Here is a 16,639-nt window from a genome sequence, read left to right as displayed (position 1 = left end):
ACCGAACCCGGAGGCCCTCCCTCATTCCAAGATCATCTGACTACGTGTCTCCCCGTTCACAACCTCCCGGGGCAGTACACCTAGGTACAGGAAGGGGGCCTTCATGTACCTCAGCTGCCCAACCCGCCCCGATGGAGACATGCGGCAAACCGTTGAGGAGAAGGCCAACCGGGCCATGGGTACACCTCGCGGGTACACCCACGCGGCGGGCCAAGTACTTAGGCTCGGAATCATGGAAAGCCTCGGCGTGTACCTCAAAAGCCGTCGTGACCGGGTGACCCCCGCCGAGATCGGCCTGCGCACCTACGGCACCTCGCGCCGCGTGCCCGGACTGCGTCGCGAGGAGCTCGCCCAGCTCGCCGGGGTGAGCGCCGGGTACTACACGCGGCTGGAACAAGGACTGGCCGAGACCGCGTCACAGCAGGTACTCGACGCGCTTGCCCGCGCACTGCGGCTCGACGACGTCGAGACCGCGCACCTGCATAACCTCGCGCGGCGTTCCTCGCTCCCGAAGCTGTCCGATCCCGGCCCGGAAGAACCACATCCCCGGGTGCTCGCGCTGCTGGAGAACCTCGGCGAGACCGTGCCCGCCGTCGTGCTCGGCAGGCGCGGCGACGTCCTCGCGTGGAACCGGGCAGGCCACGTGCTCACCGCCGAACACCTCGACTTCGGCTCGCCGTCGGATCCCGCGCGGCGGCCGTCCGTGCCGCGGATGTTCTTCCTCGACCCGCTCACCAGGGACCTGTTCGACAACTGGGCCGAGCTCGCCCGCGTCCACGTCGCCTATCTGCGGTTGACCGCCGGTCGCCATCCGACCGACGCCCGGCTGGCCGCGCTCATCGGCGAGCTGACCATGCGCAGCGACGAGTTCGCGACGCTCTGGGCGACCGGTGACGTCGCCGACTGCACGGTCGGCGCCATGTGGTTGCGGCATCCGACGGTCGGCGCGCTCGGCATCGACTATCAGGTGTGGCTCCAGCCCGACAGCCCCGACCACCGGCTGGAGATCTACACCCCGAAGGACCCGGCATCCGCCGACGCGGTGAAGATCCTGACCCGGTTCGATCGCTAACCTGGGGTTATGGGGGCAGTTCGCGCGTTGATCCGCAACGAGTCACGCACGATGGCCGGACTCTGGCTGTATCTCGGCCGCCGGAAGGACGGCATCGACGGGGACGCCGTCGCGGTGCCGTACGGCTCGGGCGGCAAGCCGATCTTCATCGTCTTGGCCGTGGTGAGCGCCTTCGAAGCCGGTCTCTTCTGGCTGATCGACTTCGGTCTCGTCGTCGACATCCTGCTGCTCGTCCTCGGCGTGTACTCGGCACTGCTGGTGTTCGGGGTCTACGCCGGCACCGTCGTCCGGCCGCACGTGATCTCGTCGCGCGAGGTGCGAGTGCGCTACAGCTCGTTCTACGACGTGCGGATCCCGAGGGAGAACATCGTCGCCCTGCGGCACCTGAAGGAAAGCCACGATCCCGCCAAGGCGAAGGCGTTTCGCGACGAAACCTGGCTACGTCACGACAACTTCTACGAGACGAACCTGGTCGCCGAATTGCGTGAGCCGATCACCGTGACCCGGCCGCTCGGGGCGACCGAGACCGTCCGCGTCGTGAAATTCCAGGCGGACGACCCGAAAGCCGCCGTCGAGGCGTACGAAAGGCTCGGTGTCAGCTGAGCGTCGACGTCCGGTTCACGATCGTCCTGGCGACTTCGATGACGCTTTCGTCCAGGGCGTAGGCACGCGCGTGTATGAGGGCGAGCGCGTCCGAAGCGGTGCAATCCTGCGTGGCCATGACCATCCCCGTGGCATGGTGCACCACGATCTCGAGGTCCAGGTCACCGAACAACGGATGGACGGGGAGCCCGTCTTCCGCGTCGAGCCGGGTGTCCGGATGCAACGCGGTGGCGGTGAGCGCGTCGGCCACCAGTTCCGTCGAACGGGCGATTTCGGCGTCCGGTTCGGGTTCGGGCCGATACGCGGTGAGGGTGCCCAGCGGCGCTTCCCGCAGCCCGAGCCGGGCCGACACCACCGCCCGGACCCCGAGTTCCTTCGCGGCGGGCCCGAACCGGGGCCACCGGCTCGACAGTTCCCGCTCGGCGCAAACGCCGGGCATTTCCCGGGAGGGCCCTTCGCCGAAGACGCACTCCAGGTCGTTCGCCCTGGCGGCGACGGGATCGGACACGACGACGGCCGCGGTCCCGGGGCCGCTGAACAAGGTCACCGCGAGGCTCCGGACGCCGGCGTTCTCGGCGACCGCGGCCAGGAACGCCGGCGGGACGTCCGCCCGCCCGGCGGCCCAGTCCTTCACCGCGGCGACGTAGCCCGCGTGCAGATCGGCCGCCGCCCGGTGCCTGCCTTCGGTGGCGCGATGGAGCCGCGCCATCCTCCGATGGAACGGTCGCATGGTTTCGACGGCCGTTTCCATGAGGATTTCGTGCCGTAAGGCCACCTCCGCGGCGCGATCCGCACGCCCTCGTTCGGCCTCGACCAGTTCCCGCAGGGCCGACTGGTCGTACCGGCCACCGGTGCCGTCCCACATGAGGCGAGAGTACGCCCGCGACCGCCCCGCGGATGTGACCCGGATGGCTGAGTGGGGCGGCTTCCGTGACCGCGGCGAGAGGACTAGCGTTGGCTGCCCCCAAGGAAGGCCGATTTTTGATGCGGAATCGCGAAAAATGGGTCGCCGACACGTTGGTGGAGCTGGCGGACACTCTCGTCCCCGCGTTGGATCCGGCGAATTACTGGCTCTGCGTGGCGGATCGATACACCCAGCTGATCGCTTCGTCGTCGGTGCATCTGACCGCCTCCGGCGACCGCCACGTCGTGGTGGACACCGACGAAAGAGTCGAGGCACCACCGCTCGGCGAACTGTTCGCCGAAGAAGGGCCGGGCGTCGAGAGCGAGGCGAGCGGGGAGCCGGTCGTCAACGTGCTCCTCGACGAAGCGACGTCACGCTGGAGCAGATTCGCTCCCGCCGCGCTTTCCCTCGGCTACCGGTCGGTGCACGCGTTCCCCTTCTGCCGCCGCGAAGACGCGCTCGGCTCGGTGACGATCCTGACCACGGAGACGACGCCGCTGCCGCCGACCGAGCTGAGCATCGCGAGCGCGCTCGCCGACGTCGCGACGATCGCCATGCTCAACCACCGGACGATCGACGGGCTGACCACGACCTCACGGCAACTGCAGGGCGCGCTGTCGAGCCGGGTGATCATCGAACAGGCCAAGGGATTGCTGTCCGCCCGGCTGGAAGTCAGCGCGGAGGGCGCGTTCCGGGTGCTGCGGCGGTACGCCCGCAGTCACAACATGCGGATCGGCGACCTGTCCGAACGGCTGATGAGCCGCCGCCTGACGGTCGCCGACCTGGTCCCCCATGGCGACGACCTCACTCCCGCCGCTTCTCCATCAGCAGCACGACGCCACTTCCGGGCCCGCCCAGCGGCGAACAACTGACGGAGGCGGCGAAGGGCCTGCCCTTCCGGTCGACCGCGTCGGTCTCGACCGGGAGCGCGCGGTGGCCGGTCTCGTTGCAGATCTCGACCATGTCGCGGAGCCCGTCCGTCGGCAGGCCGAAGTCGAGCGTGAAGAAATCCGTCCGGTAGACCTCGTCGGCGCGCATCCCCCACAGGTCCTCGGCGCCGCGGTTCCAGCTGCGCACCAGAAGATCGCTGTCGAGCACGACCACTCCGGCGGCGACACTGGACAGCACCCCTTCGAGGAAGGTGCGTGCCTCGTCCAGCTCGGCGGTGCGGATCCGCAGCTCCTCGTTCATCGTCTCGAGTTCTTCGTTGCCCGACTGGAGTTCCTCGTTGGTGGTCTCGAGTTCCTCGTTGGTGGACTGGAGTTCCTCGTTCGTCGTCTCGAGTTCCTCGATGCTCGACTGGAGTTCCTCGTTCACGGTCTCCAATTCCGCGTTGGTCGATTGGAGTTCCGCGTAGGCCGTGGCGAGGTCCTCTTGCACCCGTTTGACCTCCTGCTGGAGCCGGGTGGCCTCGGTGGTGTCGATGAGGGTGATCGCGACGCCGAGGTCCTCGCCGTCACTGGTGAGCAGTGGCTTCACGATGACGTCGAAATACCGTGCCTCACCGTCGTTCTTGTCCCATCGCACGGCGTTGACCCGGACACTCCGTCGCTCGCTGTGGGCTCTGTCGACCATGGACCCGAGGTCGATCGGCCGAGAGGAGATCTCCAGCTCCCCGAACAACGTGCCCACCTTGTCCGGGGAAAGCCCGAACTGCAGCCTCGCCGCGCCGTTGATCAACGCGACCGTGCCGTCACGGTCGATGACCAGCACCGAATCGGGTGAGGACGCCAAGGCCAACTCGACCACTTGACGCCGATTGATCCTTCCGGCCTCGGAAGCGGGCAAGAGGTCGTACCGCGCCGGCTTCGCCGCCCCCACACCGGCTTGGATCCGGAACACCCGGTTGCGCATGTCGGTGACCTCGAACCGCGATCCGTCGGCGAGCAGCATCTCGGCCTTGCCGAGGAAAAGGTGACCGCCTTCGTTGAGCGCGAAATGGAACCGCTCGATGATCTTCGTCTGCGCTTCGACGTTGAAATACATCAGAGTGTTGCGGCAGACGAGCAGATCGACCCGCGAGATCGGGGCGTCGCGGGTGATGTCGTGCCTGCCGAAGATCACCCGGCGGCGGAGGTCGCGGCGGAAGGCGAACAGGGCGCCGTTCGGTTCGAAGTACTTCGCCTTCACCTCGTCGGGGAGTTTTTCCAGCGTCTTGAGGGAGTACACGCCGGCCCTGGCCTCGCGCAGGGCTTCCTCGTCGACATCGGTGCCGTAGATCTTGACCCGTTTGGTGCAGGCCTCGATCCCGAGGTGTTCGGCGAAGATGATCGCGAGAGTGTAGGCCTCCTCGCCGCTCGAACACCCGGCGCTCCAGATGCGGATGTCCTGGTCCGGGTCGGCCTTGGCGATCAAGCCGGGGACGACGGCCGTCCGCAGGTACTCCCACGCCGCCGGGTCGCGGAAGAAACCGGTGACGTTGATCAGAATCGTGTTGAAGAGTTCCTGGAACTCGTCGGCGTTGCTTTCCAGGAAATCCCGGTAATCCGCGTACTTCTCGAAGTTCACCGTCTGCATCCGCTTACGGATCCGGCGGCCGAGCGACGTCCGCTTGTACCCGGTGAAATCGAATCCGCGGGAATCGTTGATGAACATCAGCAGCGATTCCAGCTCTTGCTCGTCGTCGGACCCACCGGCATGCACGATCACAGCGATCTCGTTCCTTCGATCAGGGCCACCAGCGCGGCCGCGATCCCCTCCAGCGGCAGCGTCAGATCGACCGCCACGGCGTTCAGCACGGCCTGTGGCATGCCTTTGAATTCCGCGGTACTCGGATCTTCGGCGACCACGGTACCGCCACGCGACGAGACCGCCCTCGCGCCCGCCGAGCCGTCGGAACCGGTCCCGGTGAGCACGCAGACCAGTGCCGCGGCACCGCAGGCCACCGCGACGGATTCGAAGAGCAGATCGGCCGACGGGCGGACGAATCTCACCTTGTCCCGCGTCGACAGCCGGAGTGCCCCGCCGGACCCGACCAGGAGATGGCGGTCCGGCGGGGCGATGTAGGCGGTACCGGGCTCGGCCACGTCGCCGTCCTCGGCCAGCTTGACCCGCAACAGCGACCGCCGGTCGAGAAGCTCGGCGAGCACCGTGTCGTGGTGGGGATCGAGGTGCTGGACGATGACCACGGGCACCGGGAAGTCCACGGGCAAGGCCTTGAGCACCGTGAGGAGTGCCTTGACTCCGCCCGCCGAAGCCCCGATCGCGACGATCTCGTAGGGCACCGCCCGCGCGAACATCTTCCGAGCGTAATGCTCCGAGACTAAGCGGAACCGCCCACACGCCGGATGATCTTCGCGAGGATCCCGGTGACGACCATCCAGAAGATCGCGGCGATGCCGTAGTTGACCAGTACGCGCAGCTTGGCGTCTTCGGGCATGAAGAGATCCTTGAAGCCCAGCAGCAACCCGTCGGCCCAGCCGCGGACGAAGGACACGATGCCGTTGTCCGGGTTCGCCTCGCCGATCACGAAGACGACGTGCAGCACCAGGATGGCCGCGAAGATCAAGCCGGCCCAGCGGACGACGCTCGCCAGGACGCCGGCCGCGCGGCTGCCGCCCGCTCGCCAGTCGACCTTGCGCCTGGTCGCCTGATCAGCGGTTTCCTTCTCTTCAGCGTGCTCGCCCATGCCGGGCAGTGTGGCACGCCGCCTGGTCCGATTGCTACCCGTGAGTAACCCGAATGGGCGCCACTGTGGTCACGGTTCGATCGCGGCCCGGGTTTCCCTTCGGGAGATCGCGCGGTTAAGGTGGCGTCGTGGCTCGAGCTCTCCTGCTTCGCTGCCGCGACGGGGCCTGATCGGACCGGCTCCCCGTCGCGGGGCTTCGTGGTGCCGGTCGTCGCACCCGATTCTTCAGGAGAACCGTCCCCTCATGAGCATTCGCAAGCCCACCCGTCCTGCGCCTTCCGAGCAGGCTTCGTGGAACACCCAGCGCGGCACTTCGATGCCCGTACACCGCTATCGCCCCTGGTACGACCTGGTCGAGGACATCGCCCTGCCCGACCGCACCTGGCCGGACAAGCGCATCGAGCGCGCGCCGCTGTGGTGCGCCGTCGACCTGCGTGACGGCAACCAGGCCCTGATCGACCCGATGTCGCCCGCGCGCAAGCGCAAGTTCTTCGACCTGCTGGTCCGCATGGGCTACAAGGAGATCGAGGTCGGCTTCCCGGCGGCGTCGCAGACGGACTTCGACTTCGTCCGCGAGATCATCGACGAGGGCGCCATCCCGGACGACGTCAGCATCCAGGTGCTGACCCAATGCCGCCCGGAGCTGATCGAGCGCACCTTCAAGGCGCTCGAAGGCGCGCCGCGCGCGATCGTCCACATCTACAACTCGACCTCGATCCTGCAGCGTCGCGTCGTATTCCGCGAAGAGCGCATCGGCATCACGAAGATCGCTTCGCAGGCCGCTGAGCTGGTCGTCGACTACGCGGCGAAGCAGCCGGACACCGACTTCCGCTTCCAGTACTCGCCGGAGTCCTACACCGGCACCGAGCTGTCGTACGCGCTCGAGGTCTGCAACACCATCACGGAGATCTGGCAGCCGACGCGCGCTAAGCCGGTGATCCTGAACCTGCCCGCGACCGTCGAGATGGCGTCGCCGAACGTCTACGCCGACTCGATCGAGTGGATGCACCGCAACCTGGACCGCCGCGACTCGGTGATCCTGTCGCTGCACCCGCACAACGACCGCGGCACCGGTATCGCCGCCGCCGAACTGGGCTTCCAGGCCGGCGCGGACCGGATCGAAGGCTGCCTGTTCGGCAACGGCGAGCGCACCGGCAACGTCGACCTGGTCGCGCTGGGCATGAACCTGTACAGCCAGGGCGTCGACCCGCAGATCGACTTCTCCGACATGGACGAGATCAAGCGGACCGTCGAATACTGCAACCAGCTGCCGGTGCACGAACGCAGCCCGTGGGCGGGCGACCTGGTGTTCACCGCGTTCTCCGGCAGCCACCAGGACGCGATCAACAAGGGCCTCGACGCGATGAAGGCCGCCGCCGACAAGGTCGGGACGCCGGTCGACGAACACCCGTGGGAGGTCCCGTACCTGCCGATCGACCCCAAGGACATCGGCCGCAACTACGAGGCCGTGATCCGGGTGAACTCGCAGTCCGGCAAGGGCGGCGTCGCCTACATCATGAAGGCCGAGCACCAGCTCGACCTGCCGCGGCGCCTGCAGATCGAGTTCTCGAAGGTCGTCCAGCGCCACACCGACACCGAGGGCGGCGAGGTCGACCCGGCCACGATGTGGAACGCGTTCTCGGCCGAGTACCTGGAGCTGAAGACGCCGCTGGAGCTGGTGCGCCAGCACGTCCGGGACAACGGGGACGGCGAGTACGACATCACCGCGACCGTGCGGGTCGAGGGCGACGAGCACGAGGTCACCGGGCGCGGGAACGGCCCGATCGCGGCGTTCTTCGACGCGTTGTCGACCGTCGGGTTCGACCTGCGGCTGCTGGACTACAGCGAGCACACGCTCTCGCCGGGCGACGACGCGCGGGCGGCGTCGTACATCGAGTGCGCGATCTCCGACCGGGTGTACTGGGGCATCGGGATCGACCCGTCGATCGTGACCGCTTCGCTGCGGGCCGTCGTGTCGGCGGTGAACCGGGCGAACCGGTAGTTCCTCAGTACATGAAGGCCCCCTTCCTTGCGCCCAGGTACAGGAAGGGGGCCTTCATGTACTTCTACAGGCCTTTCACCGCGGCCAGGACGTCCGCCGGGTCGGTGCGCGTCGTGTAGTCCGGGTGCACGTCGATGTACCGGATGACGCCTTCGCCGTCCACGACCAGGACGGTCGGATACGGCAGCTCCCATTCCGCCGCCCCGTTGATCTTCTCGACGTCGCCGATGAGCGAGTCGAACGCCGGTTTCGTCTCCGGGGCCAGCCGGAACGTGATGCCGAGCGCCCGCCCGAGCTCGTTGTCCACATCGGACAGGACGGCGAACTCCAGGTCCTTTGTGGACAGCGAGCCGTCCGGCAGCTGCGGGCTGACCGCGACCAGCTTCACCCCCAGCTTCTCCAGCTCCGGCAAAAGCTCCTGCTGATATGTGCGCAACGCCAGATTGCAGTACGGACACCACGCGCCGCGATAGAACACCACGACCGCGGGCCCGTCCGCGACCCGCACCCGATCGCCACCGGCGTCCGGCAGCGCGAGGTCCGGCATCGGCGTTCCCGGTTTCGCGGCCGCCTCGGCGACCACCCCGACGAACGTCGCACGGTCGGCCTTGAGCACCTCGGCGACCTCCGCCGGAACGTGGCTCGCGACGGACTCCCGCAGCTCGGCGAGTTCGGTGTTGAGATCCCCCATGGTCGGCTCCTTTTGTTGTACTGATCGGTACAGTGGAGCCGACTGTACTATTCGGTACATGAGTGGTCAACCGGCGAAGACCCCGCAGGGGCGGATGACGAGGGACGCCATCGTCGACGCGGCGGCGGAGCTGATGTACGTCCACGGCGTCGCCGGGACGAGCGTCGACAAGGTGCTCGCGGCGAGCGGGGCCGGGAAATCGCAGATGTACCACTACTTCAAGAACAAGGATCAGCTCGTCGAAGCGGTCATCACCCGCTTCCTCGAAAACATCCTCGGCAACCAGCCGACCATCTTCGAGCTGCACGACTGGGCCGATTTCGACCAGTGGGCCAGGGAGATCCTGGCCATCCAGACCACGCCCAAGGGGCCGATCGCCTGCCCGCTGGGCAACCTCACCGGCGAACTCGGCGACGACCCCAAGATGGCGCCGCTGCTGGACAAGGCCTACCGCGAATGGGAGTCACATCTCCAGCGCGGTCTGGAATCGCTGCGAGAACAGGGAAAACTGGTCGAAGGCGCCGACCCGGCGAGGCTCGCGCAGGCCGCGCTGACCTGTGTACAGGGCGGCCTGCTGATGGCCCACCTGCGCCACGACGTCACGCCGATCGCCGATGCGCTCGAGATCGCGTTGGACTACCTGAAGAGTCACGCTCGCCTGTGAGCGCGCCGACCTCGTCGGCGAGCGCGTCGAGCACCTTCGCCACCGCGGGTCGCGAAGACGCGCCGAGCCGGTAGACCGCCTCCACGTGCCGGGCCGCCTTGATCCCGGCGAGCGGACGGCAGACCAGACCGCTGCCGCGCCGAGTGTCCATTGTGTACCGGGGAAGGAGCGCGATCCCGTGCCCGGCGGCGACGAGCCGTTCGGTGATCCGGAAGTCGTTGATGCGCTGGACCACCTGCGGCCGCACCCCGGTGCGGATGATCAGCGACTGGAGGATGTCGTCCACCGGGAAGCCGGCGTTGACGCTGATCCAGCGTTCGTCGGCCAGTTCGGCGAGTTCGATACGGCGGCGCTTCGCGAGCCGGTGCCCCGCAGGAAGCGCGACGTCGAGAGGCTCCCGCAGCAGATGCCGGGTCTCCAGCCGGTCCGAGCCGAGCGACGGCGCGTGCTCGTCCCGGTGCGCCACCACGATGTCGTAATCCGCGACGAGGCCGGGGACCTCCGGCGGGGTCATGTCGACGTCGCGCACGATGACGTCCAGGCCGTCGAATTCCGCCGTCCGGTGCAGCAGGCCAGGCAGCAGCATCAGCCCGGCGGACTGGAAGATCGCCACCCGGACCCGGCCGCGCGGGGCGCTGCGGTAAGTGTCCAATTCGGACTCCGCCCGCTCCAGTGCGGCGAGCACGTCGTCCGCGCGGGCGACCAGCGCGCGGCCCGCGTCGGTCAGCCGCAGGCCGCGTCCGGCCGGTTCCGTCAGCGCGAGACCGACGTCACTCTGCAAGGCGCGAAGCTGCTGGGAGACCGCGGACGGCGTGCAGTGCAACGCTTTCGCGGCCGCCGTCACGCTGCCGCGATCGGCGAACTCCCGCAGGGTCCGCAACCGGCCGATGTCCATACCGCCAGCATATGTGAAGCCGAACTGAACGATCGCTGCAAATATTCTCGCTGGTCCTAAATGGTCGTTCCACGTAAGAGTGAAGACATGCCCGCCCGCGATCGCCTGCTCGCCCTGTTCGTCGCCGTCCTCTGGGGCTGCAACTTCCTCGCCATCCACGCCACCCTCGGCCAGTTCCCGCCCGTCTTCGCCGGCGGGCTGCGCTTCGCGGTCATCGCGATCCCGACGATCCTGTTCGTCCCGTGGCCGAAGGTGAAGATCCGCCACCTGCTCGGCTACGGGCTGGGCTTCGGCACCGGGCAGTTCGTGTTCCTCTTCATCGCGATGGACACCGGCATGCCGACCGGTCTCGCGTCGCTCGTGCTGCAGGCGTCGGCCCCGTTCACCGTGCTGCTCGGCGCCGTCTTCCTCCGCGAACGCGTGTCCGGACGGCAACTCGCCGGGATCCTGCTCGCCGTCGCCGGAATGGCGACGATCGCCTGGCAGCAGGCCGGGAACGCCGCCCTGCTGCCGGTGATCCTGACCCTGCTCGGCGCGCTGAGCTGGGCGTTCGGCAACCTGAGCACCCGGCAGGCGGCACCGGACAACCCGCTGAATTTCGTCCTCTGGATGTCCGTGGTGCCGCCCCTGCCGATGTTCGCGCTGTCGCTGGCCATGGAGGGCCCCGCCGAGATCGGGCACTCGCTGAGCACGCTCGGCACCACGACCGGGCTGATCGGGCTCGGCGGCCTCGCCTACGTCGTGGTGTTCGGCACGATCGTCGGCTCCGGGATCTGGACGTCGCTGATGCGCCGCAACCCGGCGGGCGTGGTCGCGCCGTTCTCCCTGCTGGTGCCGGTGGTCGGGCTGTCGATGGCGTTCCTGGTCCTCGACGAGCGGCCTTCGCCGGTGGAGATCGTCGCGGCGGCCGTGGTCATCGGCGGCGTCCTGTTCGGTTCGACGAAACGCCGCGTGCGCGAGCCGGATTTCCTCGCCGAAGCCGAAACGCCTCAGCCCACTGGCGTGCGGTGAGCCGTTTGGGCACGACGTCCCGGCCGGGCCTGGTGAACACCTGCCGCACGAAGTCCTGGTAGCCCTCACGATCCGCGTCGCCGACGAGCGGCCGCTCACGCCGGGTCATGGTGAGCAGCCCGCCGTCGACGCCCGGCCTCGGGCGGAACGCCTCCGCGGGCACCCGGCCCGCCAGCCGGAAGTCGAACCACGGCCACCACTGCGCGGTCATCATGGTCGCGCCACCGACCCCGGCCCGGCGGCGCGCCACCTCCCACTGCATGAGCAGGACGGCGTCCGTCCACCCGGGAGCGGCGAGGACGTGGCGCAGGGTCGCGGTGGTCAGGTGGAACGGCAGGTTCCCGACCAGCACATGGGGTGTCTTCGGCAACGGGAACCGCAGGAAGTCCGCGGTGACGATCTTCGTCGGCGGCTGGACGCGGCCCGCCAGCCGGGCGGTGCGGCGGTCGTCGATCTCGACGCCGGTCAGTGGCCTGCCGAGCTGTTCCAGCGGCAGGGTGAGGGCGCCATCGCCCGTGCCGAATTCGATGATCGGCCCGGTCGTGCCGTCGACGAGCTTCACGACGGTTTCGATGATGGTCCGGTCGATGAGGAAGTTCTGGCCGAGTTCATGACGGCCAGGACGCTGTGTGCGCAAGGGATCTCCGCGGCTTCGAGGTGAGCCGGGCAGCACGAGGCTCGCCCGGCGATGACTCGCTCGGGCGGCGGTTCCTTGCCGAAAGCCGGGAATCCGCCGCTAGGCGCGGCGGATCCGGGTGAACGCGGGGGCACACATGGCGGCGAAGCTACCTCGGAGCGGCAGCCTCCCGCCAACGGTTTTCTACGCGCCGATCCGGCTGGTGCCGAGATGCTCGACCGGACCGGACAGCGCGGCCTTGACCCGGCGGGTGAGGTCGTCGGTGAGCACCTCGGTCTCGCCCTTTTCGAGGCCGTCGACGACCTGGCGGGCGACGTCGCGCGGGTCGTTCTTGGGGATGTCGAGGCCCTGGGTCATGTCGGTGTCGGTGTAGCCGAGGTGCACGCCGACCACCTGGGTGCCCTGCTCGGCGAACTCGATGCGGAGCGAATTGGTGAGCGACCAGAACGCCGCCTTCGACGCGCCGTACGAGCCCGAGCCCGCCGCCCACGACAGGACCGAATGCACGTTGACCAGCGCCCCGCCCTCCTTGAGCTGCGGCGCAAACGCTTGCGCGACGCGCAGCGCGCCGAAGACGTTCGTCTCGAAGACCGGCCGGTGCGCTTCGACGCCGTCGTTCAACAGCGAGCCGAGCCCGAGAACACCGGCGTTGTTGAAGACGATCGTGGCATCGCTCGCGTTCGCGGCCAGCGCGCGGACGGATTCCGGGTCCGTGACGTCGAGCGGGAGAGGGACGATCCGCGGATCGGTCTCCTCGCGCGGCGACCTGGCCGTCGCGTAGACCTTCGCGGCGCCGCGGTCGAGCAGTTCGGCGACGAACGCCTTGCCGAGTCCGCGCTGCCCGCCGGTGACCAGGACGACGGCGCCTTCGATGGAGGTCATGACTTGCTCCTTTGACAGAAGTGTTCGGCTTTTGCCTCTGTCGTCAGCATGGCGACGCGGCTCGACAGAGTCAAGTACGCTTGACCTATGTCATGGACCGCGACGGACCGGTACCGGTTACGCACCGCCCCCTCGGGGCTGGCGCTCGTTCAGGACTTCCTCAACACCAAGGCGATCAAGACCTACGGCCTCGACCTGCTGAGCGACGCCGATCTGGCGCGGCCTTGGGCCGCCGAGGCGCTGGCGGAATGGTCGCGCGCCCGGGACTCCGAGGCACCCGAGATCTCGCTGGGCCCGGGTGACCTTCGCGCTCTTCGCGACCTTCGCGCATCGTTCGTTTCGCTCGTGGACGGCGGCGAAACGGACCTCGGCAAGCCGATCAAGGCGGACCTCGACCTGCGTGACGGCGTCGTCCGGCTGTTCCCGTCCGGCACCGGACGGCAGTGGCTCGCTTCGGCGCTGTGGACGGAAACGCTGCTCGCGCAGCAGGCCGGGATCTGGTCGCGGCTGAAACTGTGCCGGCTCGACGGCTGCCGTTCGGCCTTCTACGACGTCTCGCGCAACAACAGCGGCGTCTGGCACGACGTCCGAACCTGCGGGAACGTCGCGAACCTGCGGGCGGCGCGGGAACGGAAGAAGGCGCTCAGCCCAACGACGCCAGCGCCGACGGAATAGGGATCTCCCCGCCGATGACGTCGAAACCCTGATTCTCGGCGAGCGGCTCTTCCAGCGTGGCGACCAGGACGGCGGCGACGTCGGCGCGGGAGACGCGGCCCGGTTCGAGATGACCGGCGATCTTGACGTGGCCCGTGGGCTGGTCGTCGGTGAGCGTGCCGGGCCGGACGATCGTCCAGTTCAGGCTCGAACGGCGCAGGACACTGTCGGAGATCTGCTTCGCCATCAGGATCGACCGCACCAGGCGATCACCCTGATCCGGCGAATCCGCGAACTGCGCGGAAAGCTGCACGAACCGCGAGACCCCCGCCTTCTCCGCCGCGCGGATCGCGGTCATCACGCCGTCGCGGTCGACGAGGTCGACCGAGGCCTGGTCCGGATCGGGCGCGCCGATCGCACTGATCACCACTTCGGACCCGGCGAGCGCCTCGACGAGGTCGTCCGCGTCGGCGGTGACGTCCGCGACCACGGTCTCGGCGCCGAGCCCGGCGACCTGCTCGGCGCGGCGGCGGCTGCGCAGGCCCGCCCGCACCTGATGTCCCCGCCCCCGCAGGAGCCGGACCACGTGGATCCCCGTCCGCCCCGACGCTCCCAGCACTGTGACCCGCATGACAGAGAGTCTGCCCGAAGGCCACGCTCCCCGCATTTAGTCCTCTGAATGCGGGCAGACGTGGTCTCCTCGCCGATGCGCCGCGTGTTGCGAAAGCCACTTTCGCAACCTTGAGCGTTGCGAAAGTGGCTTTCGCAACGCGGTCGGGCACGCCGACCGCACGCATTTAGAGGACTAAATGCGGCCGAAGCGCGTGAAGGCCCCCTTCCCTCGGCTGAGCCGAGGGAAGGGGGCCATCACGCGCGTTCGGGGCTAGAGGATCTCCGCCGCCGAGCCGACGTCCGGCAGCCCGCCGACGTCGGGGTTCAGCTCCCCGGCCTCGACGAGTTCCGCCTTGACCTCGTGCGGTTTGATCCGCCCGTCGCGGATGTCCTCCGCGTAGTGGCACGCGACCCGGTGCCCGGTGCCGATCTCCCGCAGCTGCGGGCGGTCGGTGTCGCACAGGCTCTGCTGCTTCCACGGGCACCGCGTGTGGAACCGGCAGCCGGACGGCGGCCGCGCCGGCGAGGGCAGGTCACCGGCCAGCAGAATCTGCTCCCGGGTGTCCTCCACCGTCGGGTCCGGCACCGGGATCGCCGAGAGCAGCGCCCGCGTGTACGGGTGCAGCGGGTCCTCGTACAGCGTGTCGGCGTCGGCCTCTTCGACCAGCGAGCCGAGGTACATCACGCCGATGCGGTCGGAGATGTGGCGCACCACCGCGAGGTCGTGCGCGATCACCAGGTACGTCAGCCCGAGCTTCTCCTGCAGATCCTCCAGGAGGTTGACCACCTGCGCCTGCACCGAGACGTCCAGCGCGGACACCGGTTCGTCGGCGACGATCAGGTCCGGCTCGACCGCCAGTGCCCGCGCGATGCCGATGCGCTGACGCTGACCACCCGAGAACTCGTGCGGGTACTTCCGCAGCGAAGACTCCGGAAGACCCACGGCGGCCAGGAGTTCGCGCAGCCGCTTGGCCGTCGCCTCCTTGTCCTTGGCGAGGCCGTGCGCCTTCATTCCTTCGGTCAGAATGGATTCCACCGACTGCCGGGGGTCCAAAGAGGACATCGGGTCCTGGAACACCATCTGCATCCGGCGGCGGGCCTTGCGCAGATCCTCGCCCTTGAGGCCGGCGACGTCGGTGCCGTCGAAGACGACGTTGCCGTTCGTCAGCTCGGTCAGCCGGAGGATCGCCCTGCCCAAAGTGGACTTCCCGCAGCCGGATTCCCCGACGAGACCGTAGGTTTCACCCTTGCGGATGGCCAGATCGACGCCGTCGACGGCATACACGTACCCGACCGTCCGGTCGATCACGATGCCGCGTTTGATCGGGAAGTGCACCTTGAGGTCGTTGACCTCGAGCAGCACTTCCTGCTCCGGTACCGCGTGCGTCATCGGGCCCCTCCTCGTGCGGCCACGGCCGGGATCACCGGGTTGTGGCAGCGCAACAGCCCGTTGCGGTCCGGGGTCAGCTGCGGTGAAACCTCCCGGCACACGCCGAGAGCGTTCGGGCAGCGGGGCGCGAACGCGCAGCCGCCGTCCCACGGGATGTTGTCGGCGACGGATCCCTTGATGGGGATCAGTTTCTCGCCGCGGCCCGCGTCGAGACGCGGGATCGAGGCGAGCAGGCCGTGTGTGTAGGGATGCCGCGGCTCGGCGAACAACGCGTGCCGCTCCGCGCGCTCGACGATCTTGCCGCCGTAGAGCACGTTGACCTGGTCGCAGAGACCGGCGACGACACCGAGGTCGTGCGTGATCATGATCAGCGCGGTCCCGGTGTCCTGCACCAGTTCCCGCAGCAGCGCGAGGATCTGCGCCTGGATCGTCACGTCGAGCGCGGTGGTCGGTTCGTCGGCGATGAGCAGCCGCGGACGGCACGCCAGCGCGATCGCGATCAGCGCCCGCTGCCGCATCCCGCCGGAAAGCTGGTGCGGGTACTCGGAAAGCCGCCGTGTCGGGTCGGGGATGCCGACCTTGTCCAGCAGTTCCGCCGCCTCCACCGACGCCGCCTTGCGCGACATCCCGCGGTGCCGCTCCAGCACCTCGGTGATCTGCAGCCCGATCGGGATGACCGGGTTCAGCGAGGACAGCGGGTCCTGGAACACCATGCCGAGGTCACGGCCCCGGCGGTCTCGCATTTCCTTGTCCGACAGGCGAAGCAGATCCGTGCCTTCGAACGACACCGAACCGCTGACCTGGTTGCCGCGCTTCGCGAGCAGCCGCATGATCGCCAGCGAGGTCACGGACTTGCCGCAACCGGACTCGCCGACGAGACCGACCGTCTGGCCGGGTTCGACGTCGAAACTGACCTCGTCCACCGCGGTGAACGGCTTTTCGCCGCGTCGGGAGAAAACGACCTTGAGGTCACGAACTTCGAGGAGTGCCATCA

18 protein-coding genes are annotated in these 16,639 nt (G+C 68.3%); 7 read left to right on the top strand and 11 right to left on the bottom strand.

Annotation, left to right across the window (positions count from 1 at the left end; genetic code table 11):
* Positions 1-232 precede the first annotated feature (232 nt).
* Together ACSMFO_RS38710 and ACSMFO_RS38705 are read left to right on the top strand one after the other, a co-directional pair.
* Positions 233-1,072 (top strand): helix-turn-helix transcriptional regulator, encoded by an 840-nt coding sequence (locus ACSMFO_RS38710; RefSeq protein ID WP_436462361.1) that lies wholly within the window; start codon positions 233-235, stop codon positions 1,070-1,072.
* A gap of 9 nt (positions 1,073-1,081) precedes the next feature.
* Complete coding sequence (locus ACSMFO_RS38705) at positions 1,082-1,675, top strand: hypothetical protein (RefSeq protein ID WP_241832770.1); 594 nt, start codon at positions 1,082-1,084, stop codon at positions 1,673-1,675.
* Here ACSMFO_RS38705 and ACSMFO_RS38700 read toward each other — a convergent pair.
* A complete protein-coding gene (locus ACSMFO_RS38700) occupies positions 1,668-2,540 on the bottom strand; it encodes an ANTAR domain-containing protein (RefSeq protein ID WP_436462360.1) in 873 nt (290 codons plus the stop codon). The genes ACSMFO_RS38705 and ACSMFO_RS38700 overlap by 8 nt on opposite strands.
* Before the next feature lie 119 nt (positions 2,541-2,659).
* Between ACSMFO_RS38700 and ACSMFO_RS38695 the strand changes: the two genes are divergently transcribed.
* Entirely contained in the window at positions 2,660-3,451 is a 792-nt protein-coding gene (locus ACSMFO_RS38695; protein WP_436462359.1) for an ANTAR domain-containing protein, read from the top strand.
* On the opposite strand, the gene ACSMFO_RS38690 is transcribed toward ACSMFO_RS38695, so the two are convergent.
* From ACSMFO_RS38690 to ACSMFO_RS38680, 3 genes are read right to left on the bottom strand one after another with little or no spacing between them, the layout of a single operon-like run.
* A complete protein-coding gene (locus tag ACSMFO_RS38690; protein ID WP_436462365.1) occupies positions 3,384-5,174 on the bottom strand; it encodes a CheR family methyltransferase in 1,791 nt (596 codons plus the stop codon). The genes ACSMFO_RS38695 and ACSMFO_RS38690 overlap by 68 nt on opposite strands.
* Before the next feature lie 50 nt (positions 5,175-5,224).
* Positions 5,225-5,818, bottom strand: a complete 594-nt coding sequence (locus tag ACSMFO_RS38685; RefSeq protein ID WP_038521143.1) for a chemotaxis protein CheB — start codon at positions 5,816-5,818, stop codon at positions 5,225-5,227.
* A gap of 23 nt (positions 5,819-5,841) precedes the next feature.
* Positions 5,842-6,207: a hypothetical protein gene (locus ACSMFO_RS38680; protein ID WP_436462358.1), complete on the bottom strand. Its 366-nt coding sequence runs from the start codon at positions 6,205-6,207 to the stop codon at positions 5,842-5,844.
* 244 nt (positions 6,208-6,451) lie between these two features.
* Between ACSMFO_RS38680 and leuA the strand changes: the two genes are divergently transcribed.
* The gene (gene leuA / locus ACSMFO_RS38675; RefSeq protein ID WP_436462357.1) at positions 6,452-8,209 is read left to right on the top strand and encodes a 2-isopropylmalate synthase; all 1,758 of its coding nucleotides are present in this window, start codon (positions 6,452-6,454) and stop codon (positions 8,207-8,209) included.
* 64 nt (positions 8,210-8,273) lie between these two features.
* Here the strand turns inward: leuA and ACSMFO_RS38670 are convergent, their stop codons facing one another.
* On the bottom strand, positions 8,274-8,900 hold the full coding sequence (locus tag ACSMFO_RS38670; protein ID WP_436462356.1) for a peroxiredoxin-like family protein: 627 nt from the start codon (positions 8,898-8,900) through the stop codon (positions 8,274-8,276).
* Positions 8,901-8,958: 58 nt separating this feature from the next.
* Between ACSMFO_RS38670 and ACSMFO_RS38665 the strand changes: the two genes are divergently transcribed.
* Positions 8,959-9,564, top strand: coding sequence for a TetR/AcrR family transcriptional regulator (locus ACSMFO_RS38665; protein ID WP_436462355.1), 606 nt, complete (start codon positions 8,959-8,961; stop codon positions 9,562-9,564).
* Here ACSMFO_RS38665 and ACSMFO_RS38660 read toward each other — a convergent pair.
* Positions 9,500-10,459 carry a LysR family transcriptional regulator gene (locus ACSMFO_RS38660; RefSeq protein WP_436462354.1) on the bottom strand — a complete coding sequence of 320 codons (960 nt, stop codon included), beginning with the start codon at positions 10,457-10,459 and terminating at the stop codon, positions 9,500-9,502. The genes ACSMFO_RS38665 and ACSMFO_RS38660 overlap by 65 nt on opposite strands.
* 87 nt (positions 10,460-10,546) lie before the next feature.
* On the opposite strand from ACSMFO_RS38660, the gene ACSMFO_RS38655 reads away from it, so the two are divergent.
* On the top strand, positions 10,547-11,470 hold the full coding sequence (locus tag ACSMFO_RS38655; RefSeq protein ID WP_073845725.1) for an EamA family transporter: 924 nt from the start codon (positions 10,547-10,549) through the stop codon (positions 11,468-11,470).
* On the opposite strand, the gene erm is transcribed toward ACSMFO_RS38655, so the two are convergent.
* Both erm and ACSMFO_RS38645 read right to left on the bottom strand, forming a co-directional pair.
* Positions 11,373-12,107, bottom strand: coding sequence for a 23S ribosomal RNA methyltransferase Erm (gene erm, locus ACSMFO_RS38650; protein ID WP_436462353.1), 735 nt, complete (start codon positions 12,105-12,107; stop codon positions 11,373-11,375). The two genes, ACSMFO_RS38655 and erm, sit on opposite strands and share 98 nt — an antisense overlap.
* Before the next feature lie 183 nt (positions 12,108-12,290).
* A complete protein-coding gene (locus tag ACSMFO_RS38645; protein ID WP_436462352.1) occupies positions 12,291-12,989 on the bottom strand; it encodes an SDR family oxidoreductase in 699 nt (232 codons plus the stop codon).
* Positions 12,990-13,076: 87 nt separating this feature from the next.
* Between ACSMFO_RS38645 and ACSMFO_RS38640 the strand changes: the two genes are divergently transcribed.
* Positions 13,077-13,664, top strand: a complete 588-nt coding sequence (locus ACSMFO_RS38640) for a CGNR zinc finger domain-containing protein (RefSeq protein WP_360097349.1) — start codon at positions 13,077-13,079, stop codon at positions 13,662-13,664.
* Here the strand turns inward: ACSMFO_RS38640 and ACSMFO_RS38635 are convergent.
* From ACSMFO_RS38635 to ACSMFO_RS38625, 3 genes are all read right to left on the bottom strand, one after another.
* Positions 13,633-14,274, bottom strand: a complete 642-nt coding sequence (locus tag ACSMFO_RS38635) for an SDR family oxidoreductase (protein ID WP_038521172.1) — start codon at positions 14,272-14,274, stop codon at positions 13,633-13,635. The two genes, ACSMFO_RS38640 and ACSMFO_RS38635, sit on opposite strands and share 32 nt — an antisense overlap.
* A 252-nt stretch (positions 14,275-14,526) precedes the next feature.
* Positions 14,527-15,645 carry an ABC transporter ATP-binding protein gene (locus ACSMFO_RS38630; protein WP_436462351.1) on the bottom strand — a complete coding sequence of 373 codons (1,119 nt, stop codon included), beginning with the start codon at positions 15,643-15,645 and terminating at the stop codon, positions 14,527-14,529.
* Positions 15,642-16,637 (bottom strand): ABC transporter ATP-binding protein, encoded by a 996-nt coding sequence (locus tag ACSMFO_RS38625; RefSeq protein WP_436462350.1) that lies wholly within the window; start codon positions 16,635-16,637, stop codon positions 15,642-15,644. The genes ACSMFO_RS38630 and ACSMFO_RS38625 overlap by 4 nt, the downstream gene beginning before the upstream one ends.
* Positions 16,638-16,639 lie beyond the last annotated feature (2 nt).

This window comes from Amycolatopsis sp. w19 (assembly GCF_051373225.1).
Classification (GTDB): Bacteria; Actinomycetota; Actinomycetes; order Mycobacteriales; family Pseudonocardiaceae; genus Amycolatopsis; species Amycolatopsis japonica.
Note: the sequence above shows the minus strand (reverse complement) of the source record. Positions and strands in the feature narration are given on the sequence as shown.

What these genes read in the sequence shown, in the direction of transcription:
- ACSMFO_RS38710 (WP_436462361.1), top strand. Translation starts at nt 233, where the DNA reads ATGGAAAGCCTCGGCGTGTACCTCAAAAGCCGTCGTGACCGGGTGACC.
- ACSMFO_RS38705 (WP_241832770.1), top strand. Translation starts at nt 1,082, where the DNA reads ATGGGGGCAGTTCGCGCGTTGATCCGCAACGAGTCACGCACGATGGCC.
- ACSMFO_RS38700 (WP_436462360.1), bottom strand. Translation starts at nt 2,540, where the DNA reads ATGTGGGACGGCACCGGTGGCCGGTACGACCAGTCGGCCCTGCGGGAA.
- ACSMFO_RS38695 (WP_436462359.1), top strand. Translation starts at nt 2,660, where the DNA reads ATGCGGAATCGCGAAAAATGGGTCGCCGACACGTTGGTGGAGCTGGCG.
- ACSMFO_RS38690 (WP_436462365.1), bottom strand. Translation starts at nt 5,174, where the DNA reads ATGTTCATCAACGATTCCCGCGGATTCGATTTCACCGGGTACAAGCGG.
- ACSMFO_RS38685 (WP_038521143.1), bottom strand. Translation starts at nt 5,818, where the DNA reads ATGTTCGCGCGGGCGGTGCCCTACGAGATCGTCGCGATCGGGGCTTCG.
- ACSMFO_RS38680 (WP_436462358.1), bottom strand. Translation starts at nt 6,207, where the DNA reads ATGGGCGAGCACGCTGAAGAGAAGGAAACCGCTGATCAGGCGACCAGG.
- leuA (WP_436462357.1), top strand. Translation starts at nt 6,452, where the DNA reads ATGAGCATTCGCAAGCCCACCCGTCCTGCGCCTTCCGAGCAGGCTTCG.
- ACSMFO_RS38670 (WP_436462356.1), bottom strand. Translation starts at nt 8,900, where the DNA reads ATGGGGGATCTCAACACCGAACTCGCCGAGCTGCGGGAGTCCGTCGCG.
- ACSMFO_RS38665 (WP_436462355.1), top strand. Translation starts at nt 8,959, where the DNA reads ATGAGTGGTCAACCGGCGAAGACCCCGCAGGGGCGGATGACGAGGGAC.
- ACSMFO_RS38660 (WP_436462354.1), bottom strand. Translation starts at nt 10,459, where the DNA reads ATGGACATCGGCCGGTTGCGGACCCTGCGGGAGTTCGCCGATCGCGGC.
- ACSMFO_RS38655 (WP_073845725.1), top strand. Translation starts at nt 10,547, where the DNA reads ATGCCCGCCCGCGATCGCCTGCTCGCCCTGTTCGTCGCCGTCCTCTGG.
- ACSMFO_RS38645 (WP_436462352.1), bottom strand. Translation starts at nt 12,989, where the DNA reads ATGACCTCCATCGAAGGCGCCGTCGTCCTGGTCACCGGCGGGCAGCGC.
- ACSMFO_RS38640 (WP_360097349.1), top strand. Translation starts at nt 13,077, where the DNA reads ATGTCATGGACCGCGACGGACCGGTACCGGTTACGCACCGCCCCCTCG.
- ACSMFO_RS38635 (WP_038521172.1), bottom strand. Translation starts at nt 14,274, where the DNA reads ATGCGGGTCACAGTGCTGGGAGCGTCGGGGCGGACGGGGATCCACGTG.
- ACSMFO_RS38630 (WP_436462351.1), bottom strand. Translation starts at nt 15,645, where the DNA reads ATGACGCACGCGGTACCGGAGCAGGAAGTGCTGCTCGAGGTCAACGAC.
- ACSMFO_RS38625 (WP_436462350.1), bottom strand. Translation starts at nt 16,637, where the DNA reads ATGGCACTCCTCGAAGTTCGTGACCTCAAGGTCGTTTTCTCCCGACGC.